This is a genomic window from Kitasatospora cheerisanensis KCTC 2395 (genome assembly GCF_000696185.1).
Taxonomy (GTDB): Bacteria; Actinomycetota; Actinomycetes; order Streptomycetales; family Streptomycetaceae; genus Kitasatospora; species Kitasatospora cheerisanensis.
This window is the reverse complement of sequence record NZ_KK853997.1, coordinates 6,155,814-6,171,932: the sequence shown is the minus strand read 5'-3', so window position 1 is coordinate 6,171,932 and position 16,119 is coordinate 6,155,814. Positions and strand designations below refer to the sequence as shown.

The following is a 16,119-nucleotide window of genomic DNA, read 5'->3' as shown; positions in this document are numbered from 1 at the left end:
GGCGATCACCCCACGGTGGTGGTGCCGGTCAGGACGGGCGCCGTCGCGGCGACGGCGTAGGGCTCCAGGGCGAGCCGCAGCGGCTCGGGCACCCTGGTCGGCCGGGTGTCGGTGTTCGGGCCGCGCATGCAGGCGACCCGCTGCTGCCCGCGGGCGACCAGGTACTCGGCGCCGTCCGGGGCGATCTTGACGTAGTCGAAGGTGAACGCGACCTGGGTCTGGGTGAGGTCGGCGAGCCGCATCCGGATGGACAGCTCGTCGAAGGCGGTGATCTCGGCGAAGAACTCGCAGTCCACCTTGAGGGTGAACAGCTTCAGGTCGCCGCGAACGTCGGCGAGCACCTCGGGGGCCTTCTCCAGCAGGAACATCTCCCGGCAACGGCCCTGCCAGCGCAGGTAGTTGACGTAGTAGACGTTGCCGACCAGGTTGGTCTCCTCGAAGCCCACCAGGTGCCGGTACTCGTAGTAGTCCGGTGCGGTCACCGGGCGCCTCCCGTCAGGACGGTGAAGACCACCGGGTCGGCGACGCCGTCCAGGGCCGTCACGAAGCTCACGATCCGGTGCGCGCCGCCGCGCAGCGCCACCCAGCCGGCCGGCAGCCCGGGGGCGTCGTCCAGGCCGAGCTGCGCCACCGCGCGGCCCGCCTTGCGCAGCGTCTCCACCGCGCCCCACACCCGGGTCGCGGCGGTGCCGTACGGCTCGCCGCGTTCGGCGGCCAGCAGTTCGGCGAGCGCCGCGCCGTCCGCGCCCAGCAGCCCCGCCCACTCCTCGGCGGTGCGCCCGGCGGCCGTCTCGACGTCGCAGGCGACGGTCTCCTCGGCGACCACGGTGAAGGTGACGCCGGCCGCGTGCGAGGAGGAGATCCGCCGCCCGTCGGCCAGTTCGGGCCGGCCGTCGGGGCGGTGGTGCACCTCGGTGGTCCGGCCGAGCGCCCAGCTCGCCGCCTCGGCGGTGCGCCGGCGCCGGTCGGCGACCGAGGCCCCCGAGTCCTCGCCGCCCGGCAGCACCACGCAGCGCACCGGGTGGCCGAACGCCTCCTCGACCCGCCGCTCCAGGAACGGTCCGAGCAGGGCGGGCAGCCACGGCCCGGAGCCGTCCTGCTTGCGCACCGCCCGCAGCAGCAGGCCGTCCCAGCTCTCCACCGTCGCGCCCGCCTCGTCGCGGACGGCCAGGTCGTACAGGTAGCTGTCGCCGTCCCGGGAGCGCTCGCGGGCGTCCAGGAACAGCAGCCGGCCGGTGCGGGCGGCGTCGGCGTCGGCCAGGTGCAGCCGCCCGACGCTGACCGGCAGCAGGGTCGCGTCGGGGACGCACGCCTGGATGGAGTGCATCAGCGCGTCGCGGGTGCCCGGGTCGGCGAGCAGCAGGTCGCCGGAGTGGTAGCCGGCGAACCAGTCGGTGCGCGGGGTGTCGTCGATCTCGGCGAGGCAGTGCTTGGCGGCGAGGTCCCGGTAGGCGAGCAGCCGCTGGAAGCGGTCGCCCTGGAACAGCACCGGCCCGTACATCTCGCCGGGCGTCAGCGGCACCCGCGGCACGTCCTCGCCGACCGGCGCCGGCTCGGCCTCCGGGCGCGGGACGCCGAAGCGCAGCACGGCCCGGAAGTGGTCGGCCCGGAAGCCGGTCTCGCTGCTGCGCAGCACCGCCTCCACGGTGTCGGGCCCGGTGGCGAGGACGGCCACCCGCAGGGTGGTGGCGCCGCTCACCGGGACGACGATGGGCCGCAGGAACTCCATGTCCTCCAGCACCGGCGTGCCCTGACGGCCGGTCAGCGCGGTGGCCGCCTGGGTCATCGCCTCCATGCCGAGGACGGCGGGGAACAGCAGGTCGCCGTCGAGCAGGTGGTCGGGCAGGTAGCGGTCGCCGCCGCCGGTGAGTTCGGCGTCCACCACCAGCTCGATACCGGGGTAGTGCACCTGGGGGCGCTCCAGGAAGCGCAGCAGCGGCAGTTCGCTGCGCTCCAGGCTGATCGTCGGCAGGCCGCCGGCGCGGCCCATCACCACCAGCGCCGGGGCGGTGCCGGGGGTGCCGAGCAGCCGGCCGAGCAGGGCCACGCCGTCGTCGGCGGGGATCGGCTCGATGCCCTCGCGGACCAGCGCCTCCAGGACGCCGAGCCGCTCGCCCATGCCGGCGCCGGACCAGACCGACCACTCCAGGGCCAGGCAGCGGCAGTCCGGGTAGTCCTGCTGGAAGCGGACGGTCAGCTCGGTCAGCCAGTCGTTGGCGGTCGCGTAGTCGGCCTCGCCGCGCAGCCCGGCCCGGCCGATGATGCTGCCGAAGGTGACGAACAGGCGCAGCGCGGCCGGGTCGACGGCGGCCAGGACGGCCTCCACGCCGTCGATCTTGGTGGCGAGGGTGCGGCGGAACGCGGACTCGTCGAGGGTGGCGAGCGACTGCGGCTCGTTGCGGCCGGCGCCGTGCAGCAGGCCGGTGACGGGGCCGAGTTCGCGGGCGATCTCGGCGACGGCGGCCTTGACCTGGTCGGCGGAGGTGACGTCGGCGCGGGCGTAGTGCACGCGCAGGCCGGCGGCCGTCATCCGGGCCAGGTTGTCGGCGAGTTCGGTGTCGCGGGCGGGGTCGGAGCGGCCGAGCAGGCCGATCGCCGCGCCGTGGGCGCCGGCCAGCGCGATGGCGCACTCGGCGGTGATGCCCTTGCCGCCGCCGGTGACCAGCAGGACGTCCTGCGGGCCGAGCGCCTGGTGGTCGGGGTCGGGCCGCAGGTCGACGGCGCGCAGCACCGGCACCCGGCGGGTGCCGTCGGCGTCGTAGTGCACCTCCGCGAAGGCGGTGGTGGCGGCGGTGTCGGCGGCGATCCGGGCGGCGATCCGCTCGGCCTCCTCGGCCGGCAGGTCGTCGGCGACGGGCAGGGTGACGACGGTGACGGGGATGTCGGGGGCCTCCAGGTGGAGGGTCTTGGCGAGGCCGGCCGCGCCCCGGCGGTCGCCGACCGCGACGAGCCGGGTGCCGGCGGCGCGCCGGGCCGGGTCGAGTGCGGCGCGGGCGGCGGCCAGCATCAGGCCGAGGTGGCGCTGGTCGCAGTCGCGGGGCAGGGCGAGCAGGACGCCGTCGCCGGGGCCGGTGGCGGTGAGCTGCTCGGCGAGCGGGGCGGCGAGCGGGTGCCGGTCGGTGGCGAAGACCTCCCAGTGGCCGCCGGGTCCGGCCGCGGGGGCGGGCGGGGCGGTCTCGGTGAGGTCGACCTCGAACGGGCGGACCCAGGGCGCCACTCCGGCCGCGGCGGCCGGCTGGCGGCCGGCGTCCGGCGACTGCTGCGCCAACTCGTCGAGCAGTTCGGCGAGTTGGCCGAGGGTGGAAGTGGCGAAGGCGGTGGTGACCATCGGGGCGGAGATGCCGAGTTCCTGGGCGGCCTGGTTCATGATCTGGCCGACCGTGATGGAGCTCAGGTGCAGCTCGTCCAGCGGGTTCGCGGACGGGTCGACGGTGTCGACGGGCAGTTCGGCCCGTTCGGCGGCCAGCCGGATCAGCACCTCCAGGCTGGAGGCGCCCTCCTCGGCGCGGGCCGCGGCGGGGCCGGCGGCGGTGGCAGCCGGCTGCGCCGCCGCCTGCTGGGCGGTGCGCTCCAGCACGAAGTCCTCGCCGCCCGCCTCGCAGGGGCTGGCGAAGAACCGGAACTCCTTGTCGAGCGGCAGCGGCCGGGTGAAGCGGTCGGCGAACAGCTGCTCGTGCCGGACCGGCGCGCCCATCGTCCAGGCGGCGGCGACGGCGCCGAGCAGCCCGCCCAGCGACACGGCGTCGGCGTCGGTGGCGACGGCGGGCACCGCGGGCAGGACGTCGGCGGCCAGCGACTTGAGGATCTGCCCGGGGCCGACCTCGATCAGCAGGTCGACCTGGCCGGCCATCGCCTGCAACGCCTCGGTGAAGCGCACCGGCTGGACGACCTGACGGGTCAGCAGGTCCACCACGTCGGTGTCGGCGGGCAGCAGCTCGCCGGTGACGGTGGAGACCAGGCCGTCGCCGACCGCGCCGAACGCCTCCTGCGCCAGGTGCTCGGCCAGTCCGGCCGCGGCCGGGGCGACGGCCGGCGAGTGGAAGGCGTGCGAGACGTGGACGCGTCCGACGCCGACGCCCTGCTGCTCGGCGAGCGCGCAGACCCGCTCGACCGCCGCGGCCGGGCCGGAGACCACGGTCTGGCCAGGGCTGTTGTAGCCGGCGATGACGACCGGCTCGCCGACGATCAGCGCCTCGGCGAGCGCCGGGGTGGTGGCCAGCGCCGCCATCGCGCCGCCGCCGTCGCTCGCGGTGGCCATGATCCGGCCGCGGGCGGCGGCCGCCCGCAGCACGGTGTCCTGGTCCATGGCGCCCGCCCAGTGCAGGGCGGTGAGCTCGCCGAGGCTGTGGCCGGTGGCCCGGACCGCCTCGATGCCGAGCCGCTCCAGCACCCGCAGGCCGGCCACCGAGGCGGCGACGATGCGGGGCTGGGCGACGTCGGTGGCGACCTGGTCGCCGTCGACGGGCAGGCCGAGCCGCGCGTACAGCTCCTGGACGGGGGCGAAGCGGCGGCGCAGCGCCCCGCCGTCGCCGCGCCGGCCGGCGCCCTGGCCCGGGAACAGGAAGCCGATCCGGGGCGCCCGGCCGGCGCTGCCGAGGTAGATCCCCTGGGCGGTGCCGAGCGCGGAGCGGGCCCCGGAGTCGAGCAGCTGCACCAGCCCGGTGAACCGTTCGACGGCCTGCTCGGGCGAGGAGGCCAGCACGGCGGCGCGCAGCGGCCGGTCGTCGAGGTCGGCCTGCAGGGTGGCGGCGAGGTCGCCGAGTTCGGCGTACGACAGCTGGGCGGCGAACCCGGCGAGCCGGGTCGCCTTGGCGCGCAGTTCGTCCGGGTCGGCGCCGTCCAGCAGGAACAGTTCGGTGTCCTGCCGGGAGGAGACCAGCCGGTGCGCGACGGCGGGCACGGCGCTGCGCCGGACGCCGTCGGCGTGCTCGACGACGACGTGCGCGTTGATGCCGCCGAAGCCCATCGAGGAGATGCCGGCCCGGATCGGCGCGCCGTCGGGCCACAGTTCGGCCCGGTCGGGGACGCGCACCGCCGGTGCGGGGCCGGTGAGTTCGGCGTGCGGGTCGACGTGGCTGGTGGCGGGCGGGATCACCTGGTGACGGACCGCCAGGATCGCCTTGAGCAGTCCGGCGACGCCGGCCGCGGCCTTGGTGTGGCCGAAGTTGCCCTTGACGGTGCTGATCGCCGCGGGGGTCTCGGCGCCGGCGGCGCGGCGGGCCTCGGAGAAGGCCCGCAGTTCGGTGGCGTCGCCGACGGCGGTGCCGGTGCCGTGGCCCTCGAAGTAGCCGACCGTCTCGATGCCGAAGCCGGCCGCCCGGTAGGCGCGGGTCAGGGCGAGGCGGTGGCCGCTGGCCTCGGGGCGGGTGATGCCGCCCTTGCCGTCGGAGGAGTAGCCCCAGCCGGGGATGGTGGCGTAGCGGAACCGGCCCTGGGCGCGGGCGTCCTCGTCGCGCATCAGGACAACCATGCCGCAGCCCTCGCCGGGCCAGAAGCCGTTGGAGCCCTTGTCGTAGACCCGCATCTCGCCGGTGGCGAGCGCGCCGGTCTTGGCGAAGCCGATGACCTCGAACGGGTCGATGCTGAGGTCGACGCCGCCGGCCACGGCGACGTCCATCCGGCCGTCGATCAGGGCGTCGCAGGCGGTGGAGACGGACAGCAGGGAGGAGGAGCAGGCGCCGTCGACGGTGAAGCCGCCGCCCTTGAAGTCGAAGTGGTTGCAGATCCGGCCGGCGATGGTGTTGGCCAGGCCGCCGGCCAGGGTGTCCTCGCCGATCGGCGGGAAGGCGCTCTTGTAGCGGCCCTCCAGGCCGTCCAGGAAGGCGTTCAACTGCTCGTCGTCCCAGCCCTGTTCGCGCAGCGCGGCGCCGACGGTCCGGCGGACGTACGGCCAGCGCAGGCGCATCAGGTTGGCCCGGCTGAACTCGCCGGTGAGGGTGTTGCCGATGACGACGCCGGTGTTGGCGTCCTCCAGGCCCTCGCCGAACGGGAAGCCGGCGTCCTCCAGGGCGCGGGCGGCGGTGTCGAGGGCCAGCCAGTGCGTCATGTCGGTGGCGCGGAAGGTGCTGCCGGCGACGCGGTGGCGGACCCGGTCGAACTCGAAGCCCTCGATGACGGCGGCCTTGGCGCTGTAGAAGCGGTCGGGCGCGGCCGGGTCGGGAGAGTAGTAGTCCTCGGCGCGCATCCGCACGTCGGGCAGCTTGCGGAAGGCCCGGCGGCCGGCGAGCACGTTCTGCCACAGCTGTTCGGGGTTCTCCGCGTCGGGGTAGCGGCAGGCGATGCCGACCACCGCGATCCGTCCGCGGCCGGCCGGCTGCCCGCCGGCCGGGTCCGTCTCGCGCTCCGTGCCGGTCACGCCGCCACCGCCTCGTTGCCCATGGGTCGCTCGGGTGCCCCCGACTGGCCGGACGGGACCGCGACGGGTCCGCTGCCCTGCTTGCTGCGGTTCCGGAAGTGCGCCACCCACCAGCCGGCGCCGCGCAGGCCGCAGACGATCGTGGTGGCGAAGAACAGCGTGTAGACGACGTTGAAGAGCATCAGGACGCCGTAGACCATGGCCACCGAGGAACCGAACATGAACTGGTTGCGGCCCTTGGAGGGGGTGGTGCCCGGGTCGGTGATCATGTAGTTGGTGTAGAGGACGAAGGCGACGCCGCTCATCGGGCCGAGCGCGGAGAAGATCGCCACGTCCCAGATCCAGTGCCGCAGCAGCGCCTGGATGACGAAGCCGCCGAGCCAGCCGACGATCAGCGGGATGCGCTTGGTCAGCATGGCGTTGATGACGGTGCCGGCGGTGGTGATGATCAGCGGGATGCCGATCCGGAAGAAGGTGTTGGCGTTCTCGGTGAACTCGTAGGGCGGGGCGATGCTGAGCCAGGAGCCGAACAGCACCAGCGCCATGGTGATGCCGAAGTTCGACGGGTTCATGAAGTGCCGCATCCGGCCGTACACCGGCGCCTGCAGGACGTGCTTGGCGGCGACGCCGATGAACACCGCGAGCAGGATCGGCAGCAGCCGGTCGTTCGCGTAGAGCAGCATGTTCGCGGCGAGCGCGGTGATGTGCGAGGGCAGCAGGAACTCGTACAGGCCGCGCAGGCCGTTGCCGCGGAAGCGCGGGGTGCGCTCCTGCGCCCAGGCGCTGATCATCTCCAGCACGATCTCGACGACGTAGCCGAACGGCGCGCAGATCAGCGGCCACAGCCAGGGCTGCTCGAAGCCCAGCAGGGTGTAGCCGAAGATGTTGAAGACGGACATCGAGATGGCGAAGTTGCGCAGCGCCAGGTAGCGCGGGTCGCGGTTGGGCTGCTTCTTCTCGGGGCGGGGGCGGACGTGGCGGGCGGCCACGCCGGAGATGTCGGTCGCGGTCATCGGGCCGCCACCTCCTTGATGTCGTCGGTCAGCATGAGGGTGTGGCTCCCGGCGGTGAGCTGCTGGGTCTTGGTGTGCACGCCTCCGGTGGCGTCGCGCCAGGTGATGTCGGCGGTGACGGGGCCGCTCTGCGTGCCGAGGCCGAAGCGGACGTCGAAGCTGCGGAAGCCGCCGTGGCCGCCGCCGCCGTCGAGCTGGCCGATCTGCTTCTTGCCGTCGGCGGTGGTGACGGTGACGGTGGCGCCGTAGGCGGGGGCGCCGGTGGCGGTGAGGCCCTGGCCGGCGGTGGCGCCGGGGGCGGGGCGGTACAGGCGCAGGGTCAGGTCGTGGCCGAGGGCCGGGGACTGGTTGGCGTAGAAGGCGGGCGGGCCCCACTGGCGGGCGATGGCGAAGTCGAGGGCGCCGCTGCCGGTGGTGTCGGCGGTGGCGATGCCGCGGGTCGGGATCGGCACGGCGAGGCCGAGCTGCTTGCTGATGTTGGCGAACTTGCCGTCGGCGGTGCGGGCGTAGAAGCCCATCACGTCGTCGCCGGCCAGGTCGTCGCCGGGGCCGACGTTCGGCCAGATCTTCGGGTTGGACAGCAGGTCGTCGTTGGTCATGGCCATCTCCTGCAGCCACGGCCAGCGGTCGATGTCGCCCTTGACGAAGCCGTCGGCCTGCAGGATGTTCTGCTGCCCGTTGTTGAGGAAGTCGCCCATCTTGGCGTCCCAGCCCCAGCCGGTCCAGGCGACGCCGTGGTCGGCGGCCTCCTGGGTGAAGGGGGCGATGCCGGCGGAGAGCTTCCGCTTCATCTCGTCCTGGTTCTTGGCCTGGTTGATCCAGAGGAAGTTGCTCTCCTCCAGGCCCCACGCGACGGTGATGTTGCTGACCATCATGTCGAAGCTGCCGTTGGCGTCGACGTCGCCGAAGTCGACGCCCATGCCCTTGAACGAGCCCTTGCCGAGCACGAAGGACTTCGGGGTGGTCGGGGTGCGCTCGCCGGTGGCCTCCTCGAACCGGATCCGGCCCGGGGTGGAGACGTTGTGCAGCAGGTGGGCGTGGCCGAAGTCGTTGGCGATGTAGACCTCGGGCAGGGCGTCGCCGGTCAGGTCGGCGCCGGCGATGGCCAGCGTCCAGCCGGTGGAGGCGTCGAAGGCGATGGCGTCCTTCTCCTCGATGAACCGGGCGTCCGGCTCGTTGCCGGCGGTCGAGGAGTGGAAGCGCAGCACGTGGTCGCCGCCGGCGTTCTTCGCGCTGGACAGCGAGTCGTTCATCTGGACGTTGCGGATGCCCTGCGGGTCGAGCACGTCGGAGTCGGGGAAGTAGTTGCCGATGATGATCGACGGGTGCCCGCTGCCGTCCAGGTCGCCGACGTACGCGGCGTCGGTGTTCCACCGCGGGCCGTGGTAGCGGCCGTCGAGGCTCTCCGAGGGGACCAGCTCGCGCGCCGCGTACGCCTCGGGGGACGGGGTGGCGGCGTCGGCCTTGGCCATGAACAGGATCGGCGTGCGGCCCCAGTAGGTGACCAGGAAGTCGGTGCGGCCGTCGCCGTTGAAGTCGCCGGGCGTGCAGCCGGTGGGCGCCATGGTGTCGTCCATCGGCAGCGGCTTGCCGTCGAGCACGAACGGCGTGAACCGGTCGGCCTCGGGGGCGGTCGGGGTCCAGGTGACGACGACGGAGTCGGTGCGGGTGTCGACGATGCACATGCCGTCGGCGAGGCCGTGGCCGGTGACGTCGTTGATCGCGATGCTGGCGCCGACCGACGAGATCCAGGCGCGGATCTTCTCGTACGCCGGATTGACCGTGCGGATCGTGTTCATCTTCCGGGACTCGTAGCCCGGCGGCATCGCGATCGGCATCTCCTTGAATTTGTAGGCCGCAGCCGCGTCGTCGCCGCCGGCGACCGCCACCGAGGAACGGATGACGAAGAACATCGAGGCGGCCACCAATATGGTGACCAACCCGGGTACGAGTCTGCGGAATCGTCGTCGTGGCGACATTTCCATTCCCTCCCGTGGGCGACGTGAATCGGCTGTCCGGGGCGGCTGCGAACAATTCCGCGACTATCCGCCTCCGGACCTGACACTTGAGGATGTCCCGGGTCCGCAAAGCGTGCTTCTCTGACGTTGCCAGGGTTCGCGGCGGCCGCCGGACGGGGATTTCCGCGCGTGGGCGACTGGGCAGTCTCGGAGAAGACCGGGCACCGGCCCGCTGAGAAACTCGGCTGAGATCGGACTCTTCGAATCCCCGTCTGGCGAGGTTCAATCCATGGTGCACACGTATGACGTGATAGTCGTCGGGTCCGGCTCCGCCGGCGCAGCGCTCGCGGCCCGGCTGAGCGAGGATCCCGGCCGTTCCGTGCTTCTTCTGGAGGCCGGTCCGGACTTCCCCGAGCGGGCCGACATCCCGCACGAAATCACCGACGGCAACGCAATGTCGATGCACGCCCACGACTGGCGCTACCGCGCCGAGATCCTGGACGGTCGGCGCATCATCTTCCCGCGCGGGAAGATCTCCGGCGGCTCCTCGGCGGTCGGCGCGACGATCGCGCTGCGCGGCGTCCCGGAGAACTTCGAGCGGTGGGCGGCCGCCGGCAACCCGGCCTGGACGTACGAGCAGGTGCTGCCGTACTACCGGCGGCTGGAGGACGACCTCGACTTCTCCGACCGCTACCACGGCAACGACGGCCCGGTGCCGATCCGCCGCTTCGGCCCGGACGAGATGACGCCCATGCAGGCCGCCTTCACCGAGGCGAGCCTGGCGGCCGGCTTCCCCGAGGTCGCCGACCACAACCACCCCGAGGCGACCGGCATCGGCCCGATCCCGTCCAACCGCCGCGACCCGCGCTACCGGGTCTCCACCGCGATGGCCTACCTCACCCCCGAGGTGCGCTCCCGCCCCAACCTGACGGTGGCCGGCGGCGTCCTGGTCCACCGGGTGCTGTTCGACGGCGACCGCGCCGCCGGCGTGCTGGCCGCGCGGGACGGCGGGGCCCCCGAGGAGCTGCGCGCGCACAAGGTGGTGCTGTCCGCCGGCGCGGTCAACTCGCCTACGCTGCTGATGCGTTCGGGCATCGGCCCGGCCGCCGACCTGACCCGCCTCGGCGTCGACGTGCGGCTCGACCGCCCCGGCGTCGGCGCCCACCTGCAGGACCACCCGCGCACCGGCGTGTTCCTGCGCCCCAAGGACGGCGAGGTCGACGCGCAGGTGCCGTTCCTGCAGTCGATGGTGCGGACCACCTCCAAGGGCTCCGCGGACTTCAACGACATGCAGTACTACATGGTCAACCACTTCGACCTGACGCTCTTCCCCGAGCTCCAGATGCTGGCCCAGGCGCCGATGATCTTCGGCGTGATGGTGGTCGACCAGCAGCCCGAGTCGGTGGGCCGGCTGCGGCTGGCCTCCACCGACCCCGCCGCCGGGCCGGACATCCAGCTGGACTTCCTCTCCACCGAGCGCGACCTGGAGAAGATGGTCGAGGGCGTGCGCACCTGCTGGGAACTGGCCAACCACCCCGGCATCGCCTCCCGCGGCGACGGCTTCATCGTGCTCAGCGACCGCCTGGTCGAGAAGGACGCGATGGTCGAGCAGTACGTCCGGACCAGCCTGGACAGCGGCTACCACCCGGTCGGCACGGCCCGGATGGGCACCGCCGAGGACGAGGGCGCGGTGGTCGACCAGCGGCTGCGGGTGCACGGCGTCGAGGGCCTGTACGTCGCCGACGCCTCGGTGATGCCGCAGATCGTCAACTGCAACACCAACCTCACCTCGATCATGATCGGCGAGCGGCTGGCGGACTGGCTCCGCGCCGAGTGACACCGCCCGCCCGACCCGCCCGACCCCGCACGGCCCGACGGCCGCCCGGTGCCCCGCGCACCGCGGCGGCCGTCGGCGTGCGGCGGGCCGGCCCGGTCAGGGCAATCTGGGAGACGGGAACGAACCCTCATTCCTGCCACCATGGGAAAAACCGCGCCGCCGCCCGCCGACCGGAAATACCGCGCATTCGCCCGGCATTTCCCGGGAATTCCGCCGGGCGGCCGCACCGCCGAAAAGGGAGGGCGATCACCCATGACCGATCCGAATGTGTTGAGCACGGTTCGCGTCCCGCTGGTCGAGGAGGCAGCCGCCGAGGGCCGCACCAAGGAGCTGTACGACGCGATCAAGTCGCGGATGGGCATCCCCTTCGTCCCGGACATGTTCCGGCTGGTCTCCAGCCGCCCCGACCTGCTGGAGGTGGTGATCGCCGGGTACGGCGGCGTCTTCAACGACGGGGTGCTGCCGCGCGCGACCCGCGAGATGATCTCCGCCTGGAGCTCCAAGGTCAACGGCTGCCCGTACTGCGTCGGCACCCACAACTGGTTCCTGGCCCAGTTCGGCGGCTCGCAGGAGCTCACCGACGCGATCCAGGACGCGCCCTCGGTGGAGGAGCTGCCGATCGACGAGCGCACCAAGGTGCTGATGCGCCTGGTCACCAAGGTCGGCACCGGCGCCTTCCGGATCACCGACGAGGACTGGGCCGCCACCGAGGCCGCCGGCTGGACCAACGAGGAGATGCTGGAGGCCGTCTTCACCGCGGCCCTGTTCGCGTTCATCAACCGCCTGGTCGACGGCCTCGGCCTCGGCAACTCCGTCACCCGCAGCCGGATCGCCTCCCAGCCGGAGGAAGCCACGGTCTCCGCGGAACGCCTGGCGGAGGGCAGGTGAGCGGGCGCTCGCGGGCGATCCTGCTGACCGGCGCCTCCTCCAGCACCGGCATGTCCTCGGGCACCGGCCGGGCCGCCGCGCTGCGGCTGCACCGGGCCGGCTGGCCGGTGTACGCCACCGCCCGCCGCCCGGAGGCGCTGGCCGACCTGGCCGCCGAGGGCATCCGGGTGCTGCACCTGGACGTCAACGACGAGGAGTCGATGACCGCCGCGGTGGAGAAGATCAGCGCCGAGCACGGCGCCGTCGGCACCCTGATCAACAACGCCGCGTACAGCCTCAACGGCACCATCGGCGAGACCCCGATCGACGAGGTGCGCAGCCAGTTCGAGACCAACCTGTTCGGGCTGTGCCGGCTGACCCAGCTGGTGCTGCCCGGCATGCGCGCCCAGGGCGGCGGACGGGTCGTCATGATGTCGTCCATCTTCGGCCAGTTCGCCACCCCCGGACGCGGCTACTACCAGGCCACCAAGCACGCCCTGGAGGCCGTCGGCGACTCGCTGCGGCTGGAGGTGGCCCGGGACAACATCAAGGTGGTGCTGATCGAGCCGTCGCCGGTGCTCGGCGGGTTCGTGCCGATGTCGGTCGCCGACCTCGGCATGACCGGGCAGGAACGGACCGGCCTGTACGACGACTTCTGGAAGTACTTCGTCGACTGGCACGGCGCCTACCGGGAGACCGACCACCCCACCGGCCGGGGCCGGATGGCGGTGCGCGCCGAGACGGTGGCCAAGGTCATCGAGAAGGCGGTCACCAGCGAACGCCCGCGGATCCGCTACCGGATCGGCGTGCCGTCGCGGCTGCTGCCGCGGATGCGGTGGACGATCGGCGACGCTCTGTTCGAGCGGTTCGTCCGGGCGTTCTTCCCAATTCCCTAGGCATGCCCGAGGATTCCCCTCGGACCTCGCCGACGCGGCAGGCGCCTCCCGGGCCCCCGGGCCCGGAGGCGCCCCTGCCGTGCGCGCTCCCGCACGCCCGCCCGCGGAAGCCCTCGGCCCCGCGCTGTGCCCCGGCCCCGGCCGGGGCACAGCGCAAGGACGGAGAAGGAAGAGCCCGGTCCGGATGCCACGATCGGGTGCAGCACCGACAGCACACCACGACGAGCCGAAGGGGAGGACTCGCGGATGCCTGCGGGTGACGAGCGGGGGGCGCAGCGCGGCGGCCCGGTGAGCGGATCCGGAGCGGGCTCGTGAGCGGCAGACGGCGCCTCGTCCAGGCGCCGCTGCGGGGCCTGTCCCTGATCCAGGTCCGGCACGTGGCGACGGTGTCGTTCGGCGAGGCCGCCGGCGACACCGCCCGGATCTACCGGGAGCTGGAACGCGACTTCGGGGTGCTGGCCCCGCCGGTGGCGCTGCACGCGCCGGTCCCCGAGCTGCTGGCCGCGTCCTGGACGACGCTGCGCGAGACGATGCTCGCCGACGGCCGCGCCCCGCGGGCGGCCAAGGAGGCGGTGGCGGCCGCCGTGTCGGCCGGCAACGAGTGCCCGTTCTGCACGACCATGCACAGCACCATGCACGACTCGCTGTCGCTGCGGCCGCTGCCGCGCCGGCGCACCGGGGCGGCCGGGCCGGCCGGGCCGGCCGCCGAGGAGCTGTCGGCGTGGATCGCCGGCGGGGGCAAGCCGCCGTTCGAGCCCGAGCTGCTCCCGGAGCTCGCCGGGACGGCGCTCTGCCTGCACTACCTGAACCGCGTGGTCAACGTCTTCCTGGGCCCGCGGCCGCTGCCGCCGAACGCCCCGGCCAAGGCGATCGGGCCGGTGCTGCGGGTGCTGATCGGCCTGATGCGCTCCTCCGCCCGCGCGGCGACCGCGCCGGGCGCCTCGCTGTCGCTGCTGCCGCCGGCCCCGCTGCCGGCCGACCTGGACTGGGCCGCCGCCGACCCGCGGATCGCCGAGGCGCTGGCCCGCAGCACGGCCGCCGTCGAGCGGGTCGGCGCCGCCCTGCTGCCCGAGGCGGTCCGGGCGGCGGTCGCGGGCGCGCTGTCCCGCTGGGACGGCGCCGACCCCGGCCTCGGCCGGGCCTGGCTGGACGCGCCGCTGAACGAACTGCCCCCTGACGAGCGCCCGTTGGGCGAGCTCGCACTGCTCACCGCGCTCGCCTCCTACCGGGTCGACGAGCGGGTGGTCGGTGCCGCCCGGCAGGCCGGCGCGGGCGACCGGGAGATCCTGGCGGCCTGCTCCTGGGCGAGCCAGCGGGCAGCCCTGCGGCGGGTCCGCCACCTCCTGTCCGACGACTGATTCCCCCGGTTTCCGCCCCGGCCCCGGATCTCCTTTCCGGGGCCGCCCGCCGGTGTTCCGGCGCGCCCCGATTCCCGGTTCATTCCGCCGTGCGCCGAAAGACGCGCGCTTTCCACCGGTTTCCGCACACCCCGATTCGCCTCCGCAAAACGGCTCGGCCCAGTTCGAGGAGAAATGACGGAGGCTCCCGGAATTCCCCGGGAACCGCCTCCGATTCATCGACGACATTGGAGAGACGCTGTGCAGATCGCTGTCGAACGCGCGATATCGACCATGTGGGACAGATACGAGGAGCCGCTCTCGCTCGACGAGATCGCGAACACCGCGATCCTCAGCAAGTTCTACTTCTCCCGGGTCTTCCGCAATCTCACCGGCACGTCGCCGGGGCGTTTCCTTTCCGCCGTCCGCCTGCACCAGGCGAAGACCATGCTGCTGGAAACCGACCTCAGCGTCACCGAGATCTCCTACCGCGTGGGCTACAACAGCCTCGGCACGTTCACCAGCCGCTTCACCCGCAGCGTCAGCCTCTCCCCCGCCCGCTACCGGGCGCTGGCCCGGGCCGGCCTGACCGAGCGCACCGGTACCGCGCACGCGGACGGCCGCCGCACCTGTGCGGTGCACGGCAGCATCCGGTCGCCGGAGCTCGGCCGCCCGGTGCGGATCTACGTCGGCGCGTTCCGCGAGCCGATCGTGCAGGGCCGTCCCGTCGCCTGCGAGATCCTGGACGGGTCCGGCCCGTTCACGCTGTGCGTGCCCGAGGGCGTGTGGTTCATCCGGGCGGCGGTGGTCGCCGCGAGCGACTTCCCGGCCCCGCCGTGGGAGCGGCGCCCGCTGCTGGTGGCCTCCGGACCGGAGTTGACGGTCCGTCACGGCCACGAGAATCCGCCGGTGCGGCTGGCGGCCCGTCAGCTCACCGCGCTGGACCTGCCGATCCTGCTGGCCCTGCCGGGGCTCGACTCGCCGCAGCGGTTCGCCCCGGACGCCGTCCCGGTGCGCGTGCCCTCGCTGACCGGGACGTGAGGGGCCGCCGCACGGCGAAGGGGCGGGACCGCTGAGCCGCGGTCCCGCCCCTTCGCCGTTCTCGCCGTCGCCGCGCCCGCTCAGCGTCCGGCGAGCGGCTCCACCTCGGCCGCGGGCGGCGTGAACGGCCCCCAGGCGAAGGCGTCCGCCCACTTCCCGGCCGGCTCCCCGGTCCACTCCAGGCCCTCGATCTGCGGCCGGGTGCGGCGGCCGGTCAGCGACCGGAACACGTCCACCGCGGAGCCGCGGACGGTCGCCGCGGGGTCACCCTCGCCGACCACCCAGGACCGCTCGGGGGTCTCGATCCGCAGCGCGGGCAGCCCGCCGCCGTGCACGGCCAGGCCGAAGCCCATCGTGGACAGGTCCAGCGAGCCGTCGAAGGCCGGGTGCGCGGTCGGCTCGACGGGGGCGTCCAGCCGCAGCCGCAGGTCGAGTTCGTGCGAGAACACGTCGAGCAGCAGGATCCGCCGGCGCAGCTCCGGGCTGCGCTCCAGCGCCGCGGGCAGTTCCGCGTCCAACTCGGCCCAGCGGGCGAGCAGTTCCTCGGTGCCGAGGCCGGCCGCCGGGGCCAGGTCGATCTGGCTGTCCTCCAGGGCGACGAACGACTCGTTGATGTGCACCAGGTGGCCGATCAGGTCCCGCACGGTCCAGTCCGGGCAGGCGGGCACCTCGACGGCGGCCGGGTCCGGCAGGGCGGCGGCCAGGGCCGCTATCGCCTCCCGGCTGCGCCGGTAGGCCGCGAGCTGCTCGGTCGGGTCGTGCGGGGTCGGTGCCGCTGTCACGGGGGTCTCCTCGGGGTGGGGGGTGCGGTGCGG

The 16,119-nt window shown here is 73.6% G+C and carries 10 protein-coding genes; 5 read left to right on the top strand and 5 right to left on the bottom strand.

The window, feature by feature from the left end:
- Positions 1–5 precede the first annotated feature (5 nt).
- From KCH_RS27775 to KCH_RS27760, 4 genes are read right to left on the bottom strand one after another with little or no spacing between them, the layout of a single operon-like run.
- Positions 6–482 (bottom strand): acyl-CoA thioesterase, encoded by a 477-nt coding sequence (locus tag KCH_RS27775; RefSeq protein WP_035867492.1) that lies wholly within the window; start codon positions 480–482, stop codon positions 6–8.
- Entirely contained in the window at positions 479–6,355 is a 5,877-nt protein-coding gene (locus tag KCH_RS27770) for a type I polyketide synthase (protein WP_244305460.1), read from the bottom strand. The genes KCH_RS27775 and KCH_RS27770 overlap by 4 nt, the downstream gene beginning before the upstream one ends.
- On the bottom strand, positions 6,352–7,368 hold the full coding sequence (locus KCH_RS27765) for a hypothetical protein (protein ID WP_035867489.1): 1,017 nt from the start codon (positions 7,366–7,368) through the stop codon (positions 6,352–6,354). Before KCH_RS27765 ends, KCH_RS27770 begins: the two co-directional genes overlap by 4 nt.
- Positions 7,365–9,347, bottom strand: coding sequence for an ASPIC/UnbV domain-containing protein (locus KCH_RS27760; RefSeq protein WP_051653511.1), 1,983 nt, complete (start codon positions 9,345–9,347; stop codon positions 7,365–7,367). Before KCH_RS27760 ends, KCH_RS27765 begins: the two co-directional genes overlap by 4 nt.
- A 268-nt stretch (positions 9,348–9,615) precedes the next feature.
- Here KCH_RS27760 and KCH_RS27755 point away from each other — a divergent pair, with 268 nt between their 5' ends.
- From KCH_RS27755 to KCH_RS27735, 5 genes are all read left to right on the top strand, one after another.
- Positions 9,616–11,163, top strand: a complete 1,548-nt coding sequence (locus KCH_RS27755) for a GMC family oxidoreductase (protein ID WP_035867486.1) — start codon at positions 9,616–9,618, stop codon at positions 11,161–11,163.
- A 252-nt stretch (positions 11,164–11,415) separates the two neighbouring features.
- Positions 11,416–12,051 carry a carboxymuconolactone decarboxylase family protein gene (locus KCH_RS27750; protein ID WP_035867484.1) on the top strand — a complete coding sequence of 212 codons (636 nt, stop codon included), beginning with the start codon at positions 11,416–11,418 and terminating at the stop codon, positions 12,049–12,051.
- Positions 12,048–12,926 carry an SDR family NAD(P)-dependent oxidoreductase gene (locus tag KCH_RS27745; RefSeq protein WP_035867482.1) on the top strand — a complete coding sequence of 293 codons (879 nt, stop codon included), beginning with the start codon at positions 12,048–12,050 and terminating at the stop codon, positions 12,924–12,926. The genes KCH_RS27750 and KCH_RS27745 overlap by 4 nt, the downstream gene beginning before the upstream one ends.
- A 311-nt stretch (positions 12,927–13,237) precedes the next feature.
- Positions 13,238–14,284, top strand: a complete 1,047-nt coding sequence (locus tag KCH_RS27740) for a carboxymuconolactone decarboxylase family protein (RefSeq protein WP_035867479.1) — start codon at positions 13,238–13,240, stop codon at positions 14,282–14,284.
- A 273-nt stretch (positions 14,285–14,557) separates the two neighbouring features.
- Positions 14,558–15,304 (top strand): helix-turn-helix transcriptional regulator, encoded by a 747-nt coding sequence (locus KCH_RS27735; protein ID WP_244305459.1) that lies wholly within the window; start codon positions 14,558–14,560, stop codon positions 15,302–15,304.
- Between the two features lie 80 nt (positions 15,305–15,384).
- On the opposite strand, the gene KCH_RS27730 is transcribed toward KCH_RS27735, so the two are convergent.
- Entirely contained in the window at positions 15,385–16,086 is a 702-nt protein-coding gene (locus KCH_RS27730; RefSeq protein ID WP_167574129.1) for a maleylpyruvate isomerase family mycothiol-dependent enzyme, read from the bottom strand.
- Positions 16,087–16,119: the final 33 nt, after the last annotated feature.

What these genes read in the sequence shown, in the direction of transcription:
- KCH_RS27735 (WP_244305459.1), top strand. Translation starts at nt 14,558, where the DNA reads ATGTGGGACAGATACGAGGAGCCGCTCTCGCTCGACGAGATCGCGAAC.
- KCH_RS27765 (WP_035867489.1), bottom strand. Translation starts at nt 7,368, where the DNA reads ATGACCGCGACCGACATCTCCGGCGTGGCCGCCCGCCACGTCCGCCCC.
- KCH_RS27755 (WP_035867486.1), top strand. Translation starts at nt 9,616, where the DNA reads ATGGTGCACACGTATGACGTGATAGTCGTCGGGTCCGGCTCCGCCGGC.
- KCH_RS27750 (WP_035867484.1), top strand. Translation starts at nt 11,416, where the DNA reads ATGACCGATCCGAATGTGTTGAGCACGGTTCGCGTCCCGCTGGTCGAG.
- KCH_RS27760 (WP_051653511.1), bottom strand. Translation starts at nt 9,347, where the DNA reads ATGTCGCCACGACGACGATTCCGCAGACTCGTACCCGGGTTGGTCACC.